This is a genomic window from Undibacterium parvum, assembly GCF_003955735.1.
In the GTDB taxonomy this organism is placed as follows: domain Bacteria; phylum Pseudomonadota; class Gammaproteobacteria; order Burkholderiales; family Burkholderiaceae_D; genus Undibacterium; species Undibacterium parvum.
Genome location: NZ_CP034464.1, coordinates 1,594,581 through 1,612,820, shown reverse-complemented (window position 1 = coordinate 1,612,820; position 18,240 = coordinate 1,594,581). Strand labels below are relative to the sequence as shown.

Sequence of the window (18,240 nt, the reverse complement as noted above, 5' to 3'; positions counted from 1 at the left end):
TATTGACATCTTTATTTTAGGAAAATCATGATACTTGAACTCGCAGACATACGCATACACGCTGGCCAGCAAGCCGAATTTGACATCGCGATACAACGCGGCCTGGATGAAGTGATCACCAAGGCGACTGGTTTTTGTGGCTATAAAGTAAATAAGGGCATAGAGTCGCCTGAGCGCTATGTCTTGATGATTTTTTGGGAAACTTTGGAAAACCATACGATAGATTTCCGCGAATCGCCGGCTTTTTTAGAATGGCGTGCGATCGTCGGCCCTTACTTCGCCTCGCCTCCGCTGGTTGAGCATTTCACGCTGTTGGGTAAATCGCTCTAATTGCCAGCGCTGTATCGGGCAGATCCTAGCTTGAAGTTTGCTGATTCATCCCAAGCTAGGAGGGTCTAAACGTCCGTTAGCGTGGCCAGCCTCCTGCCTGTTCTGCGCCACGTGCATGCACAATAATAAAGGCTACTATGGTTCCGCATCTGGTTACCGCCCTCAACGGGCCGCTACTTGATCTTGAAAAAAAGATATTGGAGGCAACGCCAGCAATTGAGCGTTGGTTCCGGCTCGAATGGCAAGAGCACACCCCGCCTTTCTATTGCTCGGTCGATTTACGCAATGCCGGTTTTAAGCTGGCGCCGGTCGATACCAATCTGTTTCCTGGCGGGTTTAATAATCTCGCGCCAGAAATGCTGCCTTTGGCGGTGCAGGCCGCGATGGCTGCCATAGAAAAATATTGCCCGGATGCTAAAAACCTCTTGCTGATACCCGAGGTGCAGACACGCAATGCTTTTTATCTGCAAAACATCGCAAGGCAGATGCAAATTTTCCGCCAAACCGGTCTGAACGTGCGTCTCGGTACCCTGGATGAAAGCATCAAGGAGCCGACTAATATTAATTTACCGGACGGCACGCAGTTGACTCTGGAGCCTTTGCTACGCTCGCCCAATGGCCGTCGTCTAGGTCTGAAGAATTTCGATCCTTGCACGATTTTGCTGAACAATGATTTATCGGCCGGGATACCCTCTATTCTGGAAAATCTGAACGAGCAAACCCTGTTGCCGCCTTTGCACGCGGGTTGGGCCATGCGTCGCAAGAGTAATCACTTTTCGTCTTACGATGATGTGGTAAAAAAGTTTTCCAAGATGGTCGACATCGACCCTTGGTTGCTGAATCCATTTTTTGCCAAATGTAGCGGTGTGAATTTTCATGAGCGCACTGGCGAAGATGCGCTGGTCGCCACCATCGATACTTTGCTGGCGAAGATCCGTAAAAAATATAAAGAATACGGTATCAAAGATAAACCCTTCGTGATCGTCAAGGCCGATGCCGGCACCTACGGCATGGGAATACTCACGGTGCGTGATTCTAAAGAAGTACGCAATCTGACCGAAGAACAACGCGATAAGATGGCCGTCACTAAAGACGGCAAGGCGATCCGCGATGTGATTGTGCAAGAAGGCGTGTACACCTTCGAGCAAATCAATGATGCCGTGGCCGAACCGGTGGTCTACATGATAGACCGCTATGTGGTCGGTGGTTTTTACCGCGTGCATGAAGGCCGCCGTGTCGATGAAAATCTAAATTCGCCTGGCATGCATTTCGTACCCTTGGCGTTCGCGCATCAGCATGCAGTGCCGGACATGCGCGCCAAACCAGGCACTGCGGCACCTAACCGCTTTTATTTATACGGTGTAGTAGCGCGTCTGGCTTTATTGGCCGCCTCACTGGAATTGGAAAAGACCGACCCGAATCCAGAAATTTATTAAAATAATCTCCGCTTACTTTAGATTGTCTTCCTCATGAAAATCGCCTTTCTGACCGACCCGCTGTCGCATTTTAAGATTTACAAAGACACCACTTTTGCCATGATGCGCGAGGCGGTCAAACGCGGCCACAGTATCTATGCTTTTGGGCCTGAGCACATGGCGCTGGAGAGCGGTGTGGTGGTGGCGCAGATTAGCCAGGTGATACTGACTGGTGATAGTCAAGACTGGTATCGGCTGGAGGCCGCCAGTTCGCTGCGTCTGAGCGATTTTGATGCGGTATTGCAGCGCAAAGATCCGCCGTTTGACATGGAATACATCTACGCCACCTATCTGCTGGAACTGGCGGAGCAGCAGGGCGCGCGGGTCTACAACAAGCCAGCGGCGATCCGCAATCACAACGAAAAACTCAGTATCGCCCAGTTTAGCCAATTCACCACGCCGACTCTGGTGACGCGTGATGAGCAACGTATCCGCGCTTTCCATGGTCAGCATCAGGACATCATACTAAAACCTCTGGACGGTATGGGCGGCGCGGGGATATTTCGTATCCGCGAAGATGGCATGAATCTCGGTTCGGTGATTGAGACCCTGACTCTGAACGGCAGCCGTACCATCATGGTGCAGCGTTATATTCCTGAAATCGTCGATGGTGATAAGCGTATCTTGCTGATTGCTGGCAAAGTGGTGCCGTTTGCTTTGGCGCGGATACCGCAAAATGGCGAAGTGCGCGGCAATCTGGCGGCGGGCGGGGTCGGTGTGGCGCAAGAATTAAGCACGCGTGATCTTGAGATTGCACAGACTTTGGCGCCCATCTTGCACCAGCGCGGTCTGTTGCTGGTAGGATTAGATGTAATTGGAAATTGTCTGACCGAAGTGAATGTGACTAGCCCGACTTGTTTCCAGGAGATTAGCCAGCAAACCGGTTTTGACGTGGCTGCTATGTTTATTGATGCACTCGAAGCGGGCTCCGTCTAGTCTGTAATACTGGGGTAGGGTATTTTATTTTACGTAGGTGTTTATTGCGCGAGTGCTAGTGTTTTTACCTATACTCCCTAGGAAATGAAAATATGGTCGGGATATTATTGATGACACACGCGCCTTTGGGGGCGGCTTTTTTGCAAGCGGCGGCGCACGTGTTTCGTGGCATGCCTGAACATTTTGAAGCCATTGATGTCATCGCTGATCAAAATATCGACGAAGTGCACAGCCTGGCGCGTGCCGCAGTAGCGCGCCTCAATCAGGGTTCGGGGGTCTTGGTAATTACCGATGTGATGGGCGGCACACCGTCTAATTGCTGCCGCCAGTTAGGCGAGCCCGATCAGGTGGCGGTGATTGCCGGCATCAGTTTGCCTATGTTATTAAGAGCCATTACCTACCGCCAGGATACGCTGGATGTGGTGGTCGAAATGGCGCTGACGGGTGGCCAGAATGGCGCGATGCGCATCGATAATCGGGTACGCGTGGCGAATTGACTTGAGCGCGCGCCCGCTGAATAAATTTTATAGAAAAGTGAATTAGGTATGATCCAGCAAGACATAGAAATCATCAATAAACTCGGTTTGCACGCGCGCGCCTCGGCCAAACTAACCCAGTTAGGCGGCAAATTTAAATGTGAAGTCTGGCTGACGCGCAATAGTCGTCGCGTCAACGGCAAATCCATCATGGGTGTGATGATGCTGGCGGCAGGCAAGGGCAGTAAAGTGCTGCTCGAGACCAATGGGGTCGACGAACAAGAATGCTTCGACGCGATCTTGGCTCTGATTAATGACCGGTTTGGCGAAGGCGAGTAAGCTCAGTAAGGCTGGCAAGCCGACTGCGTGGTGGGCAGCGCGGCGCTAAGCTGAGGCAATTCTCGCTGTTAGCGACAGACAAGAAAAAGACAAGCAACAGACCAGCAGCACAATTAAAATAAAAACGGCATCAAAATGACCGTGTTAGATGCAAGGCTCGTTTTGCTCGCTTAAAAATACAGGGACACAGCATGGCTTCATTCACACTGCAAGGCATTCCCATCTCGCGCGGCATCGCCATCGGTCGCGCCCATCTGCTGCATCCCGCAGCCTTAGACGTACAGCATTACCTGATTGGACAAGAGCAAGTCGAAGCAGAAGTGCAGCGACTGCAAGAGGCGATCGCCAAGGTTCAAAGGGATTTACAAGCGATCTGGTCGGATTTGCCGCCAGACGCGCCAACTGAATTAGGCGCCTTCCTCGATGTGCATGCCCTGATCTTGTCCGACCCTATGATCTGCGAAGAACCGCTGGATATTATCCGCAGCCGCCATTACAACGCCGAATGGGCGCTGGTGACGCAGATCGATGTGCTGTCGGCGCAGTTTGATGAAATCGAAGACGAATATCTGCGCGAGCGTAAAGCCGATATTCAGCAGGTCGCCGATCGGGTCTTGAAAGTGTTGACTGGCAGTGCGCATGACTTACCGCGCGCCGTCGGGGTCGATGAGAGCAATGCCAATATGATCGTGGTGGCCAGGGATATTTCACCCGCCGACATGATGCAGTTTCGTAACGTCGCCTTCACCGGTTTTGTGACTGATGAAGGCGGGCAAAATTCGCACACGGCGATTGTTTCGCGCAGCCTCGGTATCCCAGCCGTGGTCGGGATGGGCAATGCCTCACGCCTAATTATGCAAGATGACTGGCTGATCATTGATAGCGATGCTGGCGTGGTGATCGTGGCACCATCGGCATTGGTGATTAGTCAATATAGGGATAGACAGGCGATCCTGCTGAAGGCCAGAAAAAAACTCAATCGACTGAAAAAAACCCAGGCGGTGACACTCGATGGCATAGAAATTAGCCTGCTGGCGAATATAGAATTGCCGCAAGATGCACAGGCCGCGCTGGAAGCCGGTGCCAACGGCGTTGGCCTGTTTCGCTCTGAATTTTTATTCATGGGGCGTACCGGTCACGAGCATAAATTGCCGACCGAAGAAGAGCAATTTGTTGCCTATCGCGACGCGGTGGTGGCGATGAAAGGACGTCCGGTGACGATACGTACGCTTGACGTCGGTGCCGATAAACCTCTTGATAGCAGCGAGCAAAATATCCTCAATCCGGCCTTGGGTTTGCGCGCGATACGTTATTGCCTGCAAGAGCCGCAGATTTTCCTAACCCAGCTCAAGGCTATTTTGCGCGCCTCGGCCTTTGGCGAAGTGCATATTTTGCTGCCCATGATCGCTCATTCGTTTGAGATCGATCAGTCGTTGGCGATGATACAGCAAGCCAAGTCTGAGCTGGCGCTGGCAGAGATCGCGTTTGACAGCAAGATCAAGATCGGTGCCATGATAGAGGTGCCGGCGGCTGCGTTGAGTCTGCCTATGTTCGTTAAAAAACTCGATTTTTTGTCGATAGGTACCAATGATTTGATCCAGTACACGCTGGCCATCGACCGCGCCGACCACGAAGTGGCGCATCTGTATAGCGACACCCATCCGGCTATTTTGCAATTGCTGCACATGACGGTTAGTGCCGCCGATAAGGCTGAAATACCGGTGGCGATTTGCGGCGGTATGGCGGGCGATGTACGCCTGACCCGGCTGCTGATAGGCATGGGCTTCCGCGAGTTGTCGATGCCGGCTGCCTTGCTACCAGAGGTGAAGCAGGCGATACTCACGACCAATATAGAAAGCCTGCAAGTGCACATCAAGAAAATCCTACGTAGCTACGACCCGCTAGTGATACAGGAATGTTTGCAGCAATTAGCCAGTGTCGGTAGCACCTTACACTGAATCTGGTAGCGTCGTTTTAGACTAATTTTAAGGCAAGGCCAGCGCGCATATTCCATGCGCCTGTCCAGCCTATCTGCCCGCAAACCCGCATGGATACTGCGCGTTGGGCTTGCACCTATTTTGTTTTTGAACTTTATTGTGTCTGCCTAGATGGCCCCGGCATAAAATTGATACCGGTACGCTCGACTAATTGGGCATAGCTAATCGGCTTGCCCGGTCTGGCTTCATCGGTGTTTTCTAGCCAGTAGGCCCAGGACTTCTGGGTGGCAGGGTCGTACACCATCTTGAACAGATGGCGCGGTACCCAGACCTTGTTGCGGCCTATGCTTTCCGGGTGTTTATCGAACACCGGACCGGTAATCACATACACATCGCCGCTGGCGCGCATCACGTATTTACGCGTGGCTTTTTCTATGCTGGCCCATGCTTTACGATTGTTCTCGGGCGCTTGCGGCACCATGTTGGCGAGCGAAAAACTCTGGGACATGGCGACGCTGGTGGCCATGTCGGCAGCCGGCGCCATGTGGCCGCGATCGTAACCCGAGCCTTTAAAGTCTTCCAGCTCGGCCCGTTCTGAGCGGGGTAGACGCGCATCTGAAAAGAAATGATTGGTGCGTTTATTCTCTTTGGCCTCGGTCAGGGTTTCTTTATTCAGACGCTCAGCCACATACACGGGCGTGCGGCTTTTGCCAGAATGCAGGACGGCAAAAGAGGAGAAGCACAGCGCGCGCAGTTGCAAGTCGGGCGCTGCGGGCATCACTGGCGCGCTACCGTTGACAAACAGGTGGCGGCATTCCGAAAATTCTTGTACTGCGAGGGACAGGGTTGAAAAGAAGAGAAGTAAGCTAGAAACGAGGATTTGTTTGATCATGAGAGGAAGGAGGTAAAGCGGTGCAAGCTACTGCGGTTAACAATGGCAGGTCTGCCAAAAGGGATGCAGAGTCTAGTAATCCGGTCTTCAAGTCAAGTCATGTTTAGAAAAATTTCCTTCTGGAGAGTCTTAGGATTTTGAACTCCAGGCGCATAGGAGTCAGAGTTTGCGCGCGCGGTTTGACGTACTCGATAGAGTTCGCTATCCTTCTAGACTTAAGCGCCGATTTGAAATCAGCTTGCGGGCGCAGTTTTGACGATGTCGAGACAAATAAATACGGCTAAAGCGAGCTTGAATGCCGCAGTTCTCCCCTCATTCAGCCTTTAGCCCCCTAGAACGCATTACAAGAGATCGTCTATCTCACGGGAAGAATGTATGTCATCCATAGGAATCGTCACGCCACAAGCGTATCGCTTCACCGAGCCGCTGGCTTTACAGAGTGGTGCCAATATCTTTGATTACACTCTGATGGTGGAAACCTACGGCACCCTCAACGCCGATAAATCGAATGCGGTACTGGTCTGCCACGCACTCAATGCCTCGCACCATGTGGCAGGTTATTACGCCGATCAGCCTAAAAATATAGGCTGGTGGGACAATATGGTCGGTCCCGGCAAGTCGCTCGATACCGATAAATTTTTCGTCATAGGTGTCAATAATCTGGGGTCCTGCTTTGGTTCTACCGGCCCCATGCACACCAATCCAGCCACCGGCAAGCCCTACGGTGCCGATTTCCCGGTGGTCACGGTAGAAGACTGGGTCAACGCGCAGGCGCGTCTGGCCGATGTAATGGGGATACAGCAGTTCGCAGCCGTCATGGGCGGTTCGCTCGGCGGTATGCAGGCACTGGCCTGGAGCATCATGTATCCGGATCGCTTACGGCATTGCGTAGTGATCGCCTCCACCCCGAAACTCTCGGCACAAAATATTGCGTTTAACGATGTGGCACGTCAGGCGATTTTGACTGATCCGGATTTTCATGGTGGCGATTTTTACGCGCACAATGTGGTGCCGCGCAACGGCTTGCGGGTGGCGCGCATGATAGGCCATATTACCTACCTGTCGAATGACGACATGGCAGAAAAATTCGGCCGTGAACTGAAAACCGGCGAATACCAATTCGGCTTTGGCGTCGATTTTGAGATTGAGTCTTACCTGCGTTATCAGGGCGATAAATTCTCTGACTATTTTGACGCCAATACCTATCTGCTGATCACCAAGGCGCTCGATTACTTTGATCCGGCCCGTGCTTTTGGTGGTGATTTGAGTAAGGCGCTGGCCAATACCAAGGCGAAATTTTTTCTGGCCTCGTTTTCTACCGACTGGCGCTTTTCGCCTGAGCGCAGCCGTGAGATTGTGCAGGCCCTGGTCGAGAATAAACGCACCGTCAGCTATGCCGAAATCGATGCCCCGCATGGACATGATGCCTTCTTGCTCGAGGATGAGCGCTATCTCAATCTAGTCGCTGCCTACTACGCGCGCATCGCCAAGGAGCTGGCATGAACTTTACCGAACTCAATACCCTAAGGCCCGATCTGGCTTTCATCGCGCATTGGATCAAGCCCAATGCGCAGGTGCTCGACGTCGGTTGTGGCGATGGTGTGATGCTCGACTATCTGCAGAGCGACAAGCAATGCACAGGCTATGGCGTAGAGATCGCCGATGACCGAGTACTGGCCTGCGCCCAGCGCGGCGTCAACGTGATCCAGCAAGATATGGAAAACGGTCTGGGTATGTTTGCCGATAATGCCTTCGATACCGTGCTGTGCCTGTCTTCCTTGCAGATGATGAAGCACGTAGAGCCCTTATTGCGTGACATCGCCCGCGTCGGCAAAGAGGCCATCGTCTCCTTCCCCAATTTTGGTTACTGGCCGCATCGTACCGCGCTCTTACGCGGCAAAATGCCAGTCTCCAAGACCTTGCCTTATGAATGGTATGACACGCCCAATGTACGCTGCGCCACCATCTATGATTTTGCCGATCTGGCCGATGATGTCGGGCTAGACGTATTGGAATGCATGGCCTTGCATGAAGGGCAGCCGATCAAATGGCTGCCGAATCTGCGCGGTAGTCTGGCGGTGTTCCGCCTCAGAAAAAAATAGACGTGTAAAGCTCAAACCATGACAAATATAAGCAGCTCCCAGATGACGCAGCCTGCCGCGCCAGGCTGGCGTAGTTACCTCAATCGCCGCATGTTGACCCTGGTGTTCCTGGGCTTTAGCTCAGGCTTACCCTTGTTTATTCTGATTAATCTGGTGCAAGCCTGGCTGTCTAAGGCAGGGCTGGACGTTAAGGCGATCGGTCTGTTTACGCTGGTGATGTTTCCGTATCCGTGGAAATTTTTATGGTCGCCTTTGATGGACCGTTTCAGTTTCGGCAGTCTGGGCCGGCGCCGTGGCTGGATGGCCTTGACGCAGGCCGGTCTGTTCTTTGCGATAGGCAGCATGGGCATGCTCAATCCTCAAACCCAGCTTTCTATCATCATAGGCTGCGCCATCATGGTGGCTTTTTTATCGGCCAGCCAGGATATCGTGATCGATGCCTATACCCGCGAAATTTTGGACGATAACGAGCAGGGCTTGGGGGCCGCCGTCAAGGTCAATGCCTACAAAATTGCCGGTCTGGTGCCGGGCGCCTTGTCCTTGATTTTGGCCGATCATATCGCCTGGAGTTGGGTATTTTGGATCACTGCGGCGTTCATCTTGCCCGGCCTGATCTGTACGCTAGTGGTCAAAGAGCCGCCTTCGTACGGCGCACCACCCAAGAACATTCGAGAAGCGGTGGTCTTGCCGTTTCAAGAGTTTGTCACGCGTGATGGTTGGCTCAATGCCTTTTGGATACTCAGTTTTATTTTCCTGTATCGCCTCGGTGATAGCATGGCGGCGACCTTGGCTACTAAATTTTTTCTCGATCTGGGCTTTCAACTGACGCAAATCGGTGCCGTGGCAAAACTGACGCTGTTCTGGGGCAGTATCGCTGGCGGCGTGGTCGGCGGCATCTGGATGATTAAACTAGGTATCAATCGTGCGCTGTGGATCTTTGGCGTGGCGCAAGCTTTGAGCATTCTCGGCTTTGCGCTACTGGCGCATTCCGGCCCTAATCTGATACTGCTAGGCGTGGTCTTGGCATCGGAAGCCTTTGGCGTCGGCCTCGGTACTTCCGCCTTTATCGCCTTTATCGCCAGATCGACAGATCCACGCTATACCGCGACTCAATTTGCCTTGTTTACCAGCTTGGCCGCAGTACCGCGCACCTTTACTACTTCGCTGATCGGTTTCATCGTGGCAGAAACCGGCTGGTTTCACTTCTTCCTGATCTGCTTCGCTTTGGCTATCCCCGGCATGTTATTACTCTTTAAAGTCGCGCCCTGGAATGAAAAAAAATCGGCATAAAGTGCTGGCCGCACTTTAGTTTGCGGCCAGTGCTACCATCTTGGTCTGTAGCTATTATCGGGACTTATGCAAAATTGTTCCAGCTAGGCGCACCGCCGAAGGCAGTACTTTAGTACGACAAGGCGGATACAACGACGCTGGGGCGATTCTGCGTAAGTCCTATTATTGAAATTCGCAGGAGTATTATCATGAAACACCCGCTTATCCACCTGGCTATCGGCAGTCTGTTTGTCGTGAGTGGTTCCGTCATGGCGCAAAACAATGCGCCGCAAGATGGCGTCAAGGTCGGCGAAATGTCGATTTTCCGTAAACTCGCAGGTAACGGCCAATTAGAAGGGCAAGCGGCCCAGCAATATGCGCAAACCATGCAGCAGGCGCAAGAGCAACATGCCCTAGCGCCGTCGAATAATCCGCAAGTGATACGGCTGCGTGCGATCGCCGCCAAGCTGATCCCGTTTGCAATGCGCTGGAATGAGCGTGCGCTGGATTGGAAGTGGCAAGTCAATCTGTTAGGTTCCAAGCAAATCAATGCCTACTGTATGCCAGGTGGAAAAATTGCCTTTTACACCGGCATCTTAGATACCCTGAAACTCACCGATGATGAAGTCGCCATCGTGATGGGGCACGAGATCGCCCATGCTCTGCGTGAACACGGGGCCGAGCGCGCTGGTAAAACCATGGCCGCCAATCTCGGCGTCAAGGCGCTGGAATTACTTGCCAGCGTCAAAGGCTACGACCCCAATTTAGCGGGTGCGCTAGGCGGTGGCGTTGCCAAAGTCGGTATGTTGAAATTCTCGCGCGATGACGAAACCGAGGCCGATGTGGTTGGCCTCGATATCGCGGCACGGGCCGGCTACGATCCGCGTGCCGGGGTCGCACTCTGGCAAAAAATGGGAATGGCAAGCAAGGGTGCACCGCCGCAATGGCTCTCTACCCATCCTGCCGGTAGCGACAGAATCGCCGAAATACAACGTCATCTTCCAGAGGTCATGCCGCTGTATGCCCATGCCAAAGGCTTGGACCTGAATGCGATCACAGCGTATAAAACCAATGTAAAAGGCATCGCTGCCGTCGATTAATGCAATATTGCGTTGCAGCATAGCTTGCTGCAAATGCGCAATACCCAGGCTCCCATCCTGCCCCACATCAAATCACTAGCGCATTAGCGCGAAATCCTTGTCATCAAAATTTTTGCCGCCGAGCTCAACAAGGCATGGCTTGTTCAGGCTTGTCATCAAGTTTTCATAATTGGCTGGCAAACTTCGGTCTATCGAATTTCTGTGCTGAACTAAGTTTTACACTGTGTTACATTTGTCATAAAGCTAGATCGGTAAGACAGAGTCAAAGGCAGTGAATAATAAGTGAAGTTCGCATGAATATAGGTGTTGTCATAGAGGCGCCTATTTTTTTGAGCTTCAATAGCAATCGTTTGCGTAAATAAGAATATTTTTTTGAAGTAACTAGCAATCGTTTGCGCAAAAAGAGCTAGACATCAAAAAATTTGCAAAAACGCTGGCATTTGAGCGGTTTTGTTGTGAGTACACAACGATTTTATTTCAATGTTACAAAATATTTTCGTCAGAATATGATTTAAGTATGTTTGCTGCACGTGCACATGAGTTCCGATTTTCCAAGCAATTTCCAAGCAATTTCGAAGCAATAAATAGCAGCATTGTCGTCCTAGATTATTTAGTCATTTTTTTAAACATAGTTAACCTCCACTTAATACGGGAATCTAAATGAAGCCATCCAAATCCTCGTCGGGCGCGTTTCCATCGCGCTTATCGATGCTTGCCGTTGCAGCACAACTGACTTGCCTGAGCATGGGCACAGCCTTTGCGCAAACGGCTGAGTCGAATGAACCTGTCAGTTCGCAACAAGTCACTATCACCGGAAAAAAAGTTGGTATGGGTTTGATGGTGCAAGAAAACGCGCCTAAGGCACGCAGCACCATCACTGCAGAAGAATTGGCGAAACAGCGTCCGACCGGTAATGCCTATGAAGCCCTGGAATTAATGCCAGCGGTAAATAGTTATAACTATGATGCCACTGGTTTGTTTGGCGGTGGTTTGACATTGCGCGGATTTAATAGCGATCAGATTGGTGCCACTATCAATGGCGTACCAGTCAATGACTCTGGTAGTTTTGCCGTGTACCCGCAAGAATTTGTGGATCAGGAAAATACCTGTACCCAGTTTGTGACTCAGGGTTCTAGTGACATAGACTCACCGCAAATCGGCGCTACTGGCGGCAATTTCGGTATCACCACTTGCGATCCGTCCAAGGAAAAGAATTTCCGTTTCATGCAAACCATAGGTGAGCTCAATTTAACTAAGACCTTTATTCGTTACGATACAGGTTTGTGGTCGGATGGCCGTTCCCGTTTCTTTATCTCGGCCTCGCATGCGCAGGCCGATAAATGGAAGGGTTTGGGCGGTGCCAAGCGCGATCATATGGATCTGGGATTCCGCACTGACTTTGATAGATTTAATTCTATCAACGGAACAATACTGTACAACCGCGCTATCAACCAAAACATCAGTACCTTTAATCTGGCCGATCTGAACAATCCAAGTAAAGGTTACTACTACGATTACGCAACGACATTCGCTGGTCACAAGACACCCACCCCAGGCAAGGCCGATGTCGATGTGGAGCAAAAAAATGCGGATGCATTTTATAAGTTGACGCAGAACCCATTTGAAAACGTGATCGCATCGGTGACTGGCAAGTTCCGTTTAGGTGAGAACACGGATATTAAAGTGACTCCTTACTACTGGTTTGGTTACGGTACTGGCGGCGTGCAACAACGTCTGCAAAACGAAAACACCTTCTTGAATCGCGCAACAGGTAAAAATACCGCTGGGGTAGATCTCAATGGTGATGGCGATACTTTAGATAAAGTAACCGTCGCCAGCAGCAGTGTGACGCGCACCAATCGTCCAGGTATCACCGCTTCCCTGACTCATACTATCGGTATGCATCAGATACTTGGTGGTTTCTGGTATGAGCGTGCGGTGCATGAACAATTCGCGCCTATGGTGGCAGTGGATGCAGCGGGTAATGCAGCGGATATCTGGATGCAAGAAGGTCGTATCAATCGCCCGGATGGATCGCAATTCCAGGCACGCGATCAAAAAACCATCAGCACCGCATATCAGTTCTTCTTGCAAGACACGATTAGCCTGATGGATGATAAATTGAGTTTCAATCTTGGCTTGCGTGCGCCAACTATGAAGCGTGATTTCACCAACTATGCGAATGAAGGTACCTCGAATACCTCAGCCGGCTCTGCGAATAATGGCTCTGGTGTGAACTATCAAATTAGTAAAACATATTCAGAATTATTGCCGCAATTGGGCGCGCGCTACCAGATTGATAATAACAATCAAGTGTTCGCCAGCCTGGCAAAAAATATGAAGGCGCCGCCAAACTTCATCTACCAGACTTCAGGTAGTGTGGTGATCGTCAATGGCCAGCCAACTATGCCGGTCGATGTCAAAGCCGAAACTTCGTACAATCTTGACGTTGGCTATCGCCTGCAAAGCGACAGACTTACTGCGCAATTAACTGCCTACATGGTTGATTTTTCGGATCGTCAGGCAACTGCCTATGATCCTATCTCCGCCACTAGCAGTCTGTCGAACGTCGGTAAAGTACGCACCCATGGTATTGAAGTTGAGTTGGGAAATACACCAGTGAATGGCTGGTCTTTCTACGGTTCTGCCGGTTATGCACATAGCGAAATCAAGGATAATCTGGTCGTCAGCAAAACTGCAGTGTTACCAACTGCGGGCAAGCAAATGACTTTGACGCCTGAGTGGAAACTGGGTCTAAGCGCGCAGTATGAAACAGCCGTTTGGTACACCCGTCTGAAAGCTAAATACACGGGCGACCAATGGGCGACCATGACCAATGATGAATTGGTTCCTGCATATACTCAGGTGGGCTTTGATGCCGGTTACCAGTTTGCGAATTTCGGTTGGGCGAAAAAGCCAACTTTACGTTTAAGCGTCAGCAATTTGCTTAATACTGAGTACCGTAACCCATCTAGTTTTAACGTCACCAATGCGGTGGCCTATGGTTCAGCAAGTGCAAAAAGCGTGTTCTATAATCTGGGCGCACCACGCTTTACTTCTGTCACTTTATCTGCCGATTTCTAATCGGATAATCGGATAAACGGCTAAGCGCCATCCGCCATAGAGCAGCGGGCGTTTAACATCAAGGTCTGCAATGCGAGTTGCAGACCTTTTTTATTGCTAGCAAGCGAAAGCAACTATGTTCAAAATCAAACTACTTTCTACCATCTGCGCCTTGTCGCTGCTGGCGGCCTGCGCTACGCCCGAGTCGGCGCGACAAGCGGCCAAAACAGGCAGCGCCGAAATTACCATCTTCAGCTTCAACGATTTTCACGGCAATCTGCAAGCCGAGCAGCCGGTGCCCTATATGGCACCCTCGGCTCCCGTGCACGATGGACACGGACATGTAGGTGCGCCAACAGCGGCGGGCGGCTATGCGTATTTCGCCAGCATGCTGAAGCAACGTCGCGCTGCAGTGGGTGCTAGCATTCTGGTCGGCGCCGGTGATTTGATGGGGGCTTCACCGATCGCCTCGGCCATGTTGCGTGACGAGCCTGTGATTGCCGCCTTGAATCAACTCGGGTTGTCGGTCACCGCATTAGGCAATCATGAGTTCGATGCCGGTGGCGCTGCCTTGCAAGCTAAGCTGGCTGGAATCTGTCCGACCGACGGCTGTGCCTTCCCGGGTTTTAGCGGTGCCAAGTACGACTACATCGCCGCCAATGTCAGTAAAAAATCCGATGGCAGCGCTTGGGTGAAGCCCTATGTGATACGCCAGGTCGGCGAATTTAAAGTCGCCTTTATCGGCGCGGTCACCTCGGACACGCCGAATCTGGTGGCCGGCGATGGTGTCAAGGATTTGCATTTTGAAGAAGAGGCCAACGCCATCAACCGCTACGTGCCGGAGATCCAGCGCCAGGGTGTGGCAGCCATCGTGCTCTTGATACATGAAGGCGCTAGCTATCAGGGCGCTGCGAATGACCCAAGTTATGCCTGTGAGGGATTGCAGGGGCCTATCATCGCCATCAGTAAAAAACTCGACAAGGCGATCAGTCTGGTGGTGTCCGGCCATACCCATCAGGGTTACACCTGCAAGATCGATGGCCGTCTGCTGGTGCAGGCGCGCAGCTACGGTGCTTACCTGACCGAAACCACCTTAACCATAGACCGCAGCAGCCAGCAAGTGATCAAGGCAGTGGCGAGTAATCATTTGATAGAGCAAAGCAAGCTCAGCGTCGACCCTGAGGCGCAGCAATTGCTAGCCGAGGTCGCCAGCCTGACCGCCAAGGTGCGCACCCGTCCGGTGACGCGTCTGAGTGTTTCACTGACGCGCGCCAGTGAAGCAGGCAAATTTGACAGCAGCCTGGGCAATGTGATCGCCGATGCCCAACTGACATTTGCAAAAAGCATAGGCAAGGCCGACTTCGCCTTGATGAACGCCGGTGGCATACGCAGCGATCTGGTCTTAGGCAAGCAGGGCCAGCCAACTGAAATCAATTACGGCGACATTTACGCTGTACAGCCTTTTGGCAATACGCTGATTAGTATGCAGTTGACGGGCGAGAAAATCCTCGCTTTACTACAGCAACAATGGCAGGGCGGCAGCAAGGCCAACCCGAAAAAACTGTTTGTCTCTGACGGTTTTAGCTATCGTTGGAAAGCCGGCGCCGAGCCGGCAAACATGCTGCAAGATGTGCGCCTGCACGGACTAGCCTTAGATCCGCTTAAACAATATACGGTGGTGGTGAATAGTTTTCTGGCGGACGGCGGTGATGGCTTCACAGTCTTCAAACAAGGTACTGAGCGCAAAGTGCTAGGGCGTGATCTGGAAGCGTTTGAGCAGTATATGCGGGCCCAGGGCGCAGACTTAACGGGCCTGAAAACCGACCGAGTACAGCGTCTCGATTAAGCGCTGGAATTTGGCAAGGGGAGGCTATCAAATCAGATACTCCCCTTATTTCCAACATAAACACAGGCATTCGCGCAATAAACACATGGGCAAGCAAAATTTACTGGAAGGGAGTATCTTTAATTACAGGCTTTACGCGTAATTAATAATCAAGGGTGCATGATCGCTAAAACGCTGTTCTTTGTAGATAGAGGCAGATTGCGCGGTGCCAGCGATGCCTTTAGTGGCGACATGATAATCGATGCGCCAACCGACATTATTCGCCCATGCCTGGCCGCGATTGCTCCACCAGGTATACGCGTCACCAGTAGTTTCCGGATGCAGCTGGCGATACACATCGACCCAACCGACATCATCAAACAAGGACGTCATCCAGGCGCGTTCTTCCGGCAAGAAGCCAGAGTTTTTCTGATTACTCTTCCAGTTCTTGAGATCGATTTCTTTGTGCGCGATATTCCAGTCGCCACAAATCACCAGCTCGCGCCCCTCGGCAATCAAGCCCGCCAGATGTGGCATGAACAATTCCATAAAACGGAACTTCGCCTCTTGCCGCTCCGGCGAAGAAGAGCCGGAAGGGCAATACACCGAGATCACCGACAAATTACCAAAATCGCAGCGCACATAGCGCCCCTCAGCATCAAACTCAGGGCTACCAAAACCGATATGCACGGCATCCGGTTTACTGCGGCTATACACACCAGCACCCGAGTAACCCTTCTTCTCGGCATAATGAAAATGCCCATGATAGCCATGCGGTGTCAAAAAATCAGGCGTCATATCCGCCGCCTGTGCCTTCAACTCCTGCACACAAACAAAGTCAGCCGCTTCCTTCTCAAACCATTCAAAAAAACCTTTTTTAGCCGCGGAACGTATGCCATTAAGATTGGCGGAGATGATTTTTGTCATAGTGGGAATATGGAAATTAAAATGCAAAAAAAGATATGTTTTGTGGTCGTGTTTTAAATATTAAATTCATCAGCAAATAGCTTGGTTTGTATGTTTAATATTGTGAGCGATAGCTTTCTATCTAAGCTGAAAGTAGGATGCTAATTTTTTATCAAAGATAAGCAGCACTAAGAAAATTGTGCGGGATGCTGGTCTAGGGGAGCCAAGTCGTCGGTTGCCTTGGATTTATCCATCAAGCTAGGATAATTTCCACTGCAAAAGCAACGGCAATACCCACCAGAACGCCGGCAGCAATCTCCACGCGCGAATGGCCCATGCGCTCTCGCAACTCCTGGTGATCTATTGATTCAACCGCCAACTTGTTGATAGCCGCAGCATGTTTTCCAACTTGACGACGCAGGCTGCTCGCATCGAGCATCACGATGAAGGCTAATGTGATCGCCACTCCGAAAGCCGGGTGTCCAAAACCTTCCTTGATCGCAATGAGTGCGGCCATGCTGCTAACGATGGCGCTGTGATTGCTGGGGAGTCCGCCATAGCCAATCAAGCCAAAGGCGAATTGTTTTGCCTTGATGCTATTGATCGAGAACTTCATGATCCCAGCGACGAGCCAGGCCAAGAAAGGCGTAAGTGCATATGATAAATCCATCATAATCCCTGCCCCGGCCACAAAGCCCAACCGCACGCCGCTATCCACAACACAACGGTGAGCAATAACTGCCAATCAGCTATCAGTGCATCGGTTGGTGATTCTCCGCCATCCAATTCCTCGACCACGTACCAATAACGGAACAAACCAAACAGTACCAAAGGGACAGTGATAACCAGTTGAGGCTTAGCCGACATCACGAACATACTGTAGAAAACCAATGCGCCGGTCGCTGACATTTCAGCATAACGGTCTACCAGCGATACTGAGTACTTCGCGAGTACCTTGCGGCCTTCTATGCCATTCTGGCTAAGTTCCTGTCGCCGCTTTACTGCAGCCAGGTAAAGAGCAAGGCAAAGTGTGGTGATAAACATCCATGATGACACAGGTACTCCTAAAGCTACGGCTCCAGCATAAACACGAAGCACGAAACCGATAGCGATGGTGAATATGTCTACTACGGGTTCGTGCTTCAAGATAAACGTATAGGCTAGGTTTAAAATCATATAGGCTGCGATAACCTGCACTACATCAGGTGCAACAAACCAGCCCCAAACTAAGGTGCTATAAAGTACTGCCAATAAAGTTAGGGCCATAGGAATCGTGACAATTCCGGCTGCTAAGGGGCGGGTCTTGGATTTCTTCGGATGACGACGATCATGCTCAATATCGCGCATGTCGTTGACAATATAGGTCGCAGAAGAAGCCAGGCAAAAAAGCAGTGTCGCGAACAATGCATGGCTCACAGCACCAGCGTTCAAAAAATCCCCAGAAAACATCAGCGGAGCAAGGACGAAGCCGTTTTTGACCCATTGTTTTGGCCGCATTAGTTTGAGAAGGCCAGATAGTCGAGCTAGTGTTGTGTAAGTTATTACGGTATCATGCATATTTTAGTCGTTTGTTATTATGAGATGATTTTG

General features: G+C 51.3%; 16 protein-coding genes. 12 read left to right on the top strand and 4 right to left on the bottom strand.

The window, feature by feature from the left end:
- Positions 1-27 precede the first annotated feature (27 nt).
- The 6 genes from EJN92_RS06945 (at position 28) to ptsP (ending at position 5,514) form a co-directional block, all read left to right on the top strand.
- On the top strand, positions 28-330 hold the full coding sequence (locus EJN92_RS06945; RefSeq protein WP_126127139.1) for an antibiotic biosynthesis monooxygenase family protein: 303 nt from the start codon (positions 28-30) through the stop codon (positions 328-330).
- Positions 331-467: 137 nt separating this feature from the next.
- Positions 468-1,766, top strand: coding sequence for a glutamate--cysteine ligase (gshA, locus tag EJN92_RS06940; RefSeq protein WP_126127138.1), 1,299 nt, complete (start codon positions 468-470; stop codon positions 1,764-1,766).
- A gap of 33 nt (positions 1,767-1,799) precedes the next feature.
- Positions 1,800-2,741 (top strand): glutathione synthase, encoded by a 942-nt coding sequence (gene gshB / locus EJN92_RS06935; protein WP_126127137.1) that lies wholly within the window; start codon positions 1,800-1,802, stop codon positions 2,739-2,741.
- A gap of 92 nt (positions 2,742-2,833) precedes the next feature.
- A complete protein-coding gene (locus tag EJN92_RS06930) occupies positions 2,834-3,238 on the top strand; it encodes a PTS sugar transporter subunit IIA (protein ID WP_126127136.1) in 405 nt (134 codons plus the stop codon).
- Between the two features lie 48 nt (positions 3,239-3,286).
- Positions 3,287-3,556, top strand: coding sequence for an HPr family phosphocarrier protein (locus EJN92_RS06925; RefSeq protein WP_126127135.1), 270 nt, complete (start codon positions 3,287-3,289; stop codon positions 3,554-3,556).
- 191 nt (positions 3,557-3,747) lie between these two features.
- Positions 3,748-5,514 carry a phosphoenolpyruvate--protein phosphotransferase gene (gene ptsP, locus EJN92_RS06920; protein WP_126127134.1) on the top strand — a complete coding sequence of 589 codons (1,767 nt, stop codon included), beginning with the start codon at positions 3,748-3,750 and terminating at the stop codon, positions 5,512-5,514.
- 133 nt (positions 5,515-5,647) lie between these two features.
- On the opposite strand, the gene EJN92_RS06915 is transcribed toward ptsP, so the two are convergent.
- Positions 5,648-6,385, bottom strand: a complete 738-nt coding sequence (locus EJN92_RS06915) for a DNA/RNA non-specific endonuclease (protein ID WP_126127133.1) — start codon at positions 6,383-6,385, stop codon at positions 5,648-5,650.
- A gap of 375 nt (positions 6,386-6,760) precedes the next feature.
- Here EJN92_RS06915 and metX point away from each other — a divergent pair, with 375 nt between their 5' ends.
- The 6 genes from metX to EJN92_RS06885 all read left to right on the top strand — a co-directional run bounded on the left by metX (position 6,761) and on the right by EJN92_RS06885 (position 15,765).
- Positions 6,761-7,888 (top strand): homoserine O-succinyltransferase MetX, encoded by a 1,128-nt coding sequence (gene metX / locus EJN92_RS06910; RefSeq protein WP_126127132.1) that lies wholly within the window; start codon positions 6,761-6,763, stop codon positions 7,886-7,888.
- Positions 7,885-8,487 carry a methionine biosynthesis protein MetW gene (gene metW / locus EJN92_RS06905; RefSeq protein ID WP_126127131.1) on the top strand — a complete coding sequence of 201 codons (603 nt, stop codon included), beginning with the start codon at positions 7,885-7,887 and terminating at the stop codon, positions 8,485-8,487. Before metX ends, metW begins: the two co-directional genes overlap by 4 nt.
- A gap of 42 nt (positions 8,488-8,529) precedes the next feature.
- On the top strand, positions 8,530-9,777 hold the full coding sequence (locus EJN92_RS06900) for an AmpG family muropeptide MFS transporter (protein ID WP_126129823.1): 1,248 nt from the start codon (positions 8,530-8,532) through the stop codon (positions 9,775-9,777).
- A gap of 188 nt (positions 9,778-9,965) precedes the next feature.
- Positions 9,966-10,856, top strand: a complete 891-nt coding sequence (locus EJN92_RS06895; protein WP_126127130.1) for a M48 family metallopeptidase — start codon at positions 9,966-9,968, stop codon at positions 10,854-10,856.
- 660 nt (positions 10,857-11,516) lie between these two features.
- On the top strand, positions 11,517-13,940 hold the full coding sequence (locus EJN92_RS06890) for a TonB-dependent receptor (RefSeq protein ID WP_126127129.1): 2,424 nt from the start codon (positions 11,517-11,519) through the stop codon (positions 13,938-13,940).
- A gap of 115 nt (positions 13,941-14,055) precedes the next feature.
- Positions 14,056-15,765: a bifunctional metallophosphatase/5'-nucleotidase gene (locus tag EJN92_RS06885; RefSeq protein WP_126127128.1), complete on the top strand. Its 1,710-nt coding sequence runs from the start codon at positions 14,056-14,058 to the stop codon at positions 15,763-15,765.
- Between the two features lie 132 nt (positions 15,766-15,897).
- Here EJN92_RS06885 and EJN92_RS06880 read toward each other — a convergent pair whose 3' ends face one another.
- The 3 genes from EJN92_RS06880 to EJN92_RS06870 form a co-directional block, all read right to left on the bottom strand.
- Positions 15,898-16,671, bottom strand: coding sequence for an exodeoxyribonuclease III (locus EJN92_RS06880; RefSeq protein ID WP_126127127.1), 774 nt, complete (start codon positions 16,669-16,671; stop codon positions 15,898-15,900).
- 232 nt (positions 16,672-16,903) lie between these two features.
- A complete protein-coding gene (locus EJN92_RS06875) occupies positions 16,904-17,320 on the bottom strand; it encodes a divergent PAP2 family protein (RefSeq protein ID WP_126129822.1) in 417 nt (138 codons plus the stop codon).
- A complete protein-coding gene (locus EJN92_RS06870) occupies positions 17,320-18,207 on the bottom strand; it encodes a decaprenyl-phosphate phosphoribosyltransferase (RefSeq protein ID WP_126127126.1) in 888 nt (295 codons plus the stop codon). Before EJN92_RS06870 ends, EJN92_RS06875 begins: the two co-directional genes overlap by 1 nt.
- Positions 18,208-18,240: the final 33 nt, after the last annotated feature.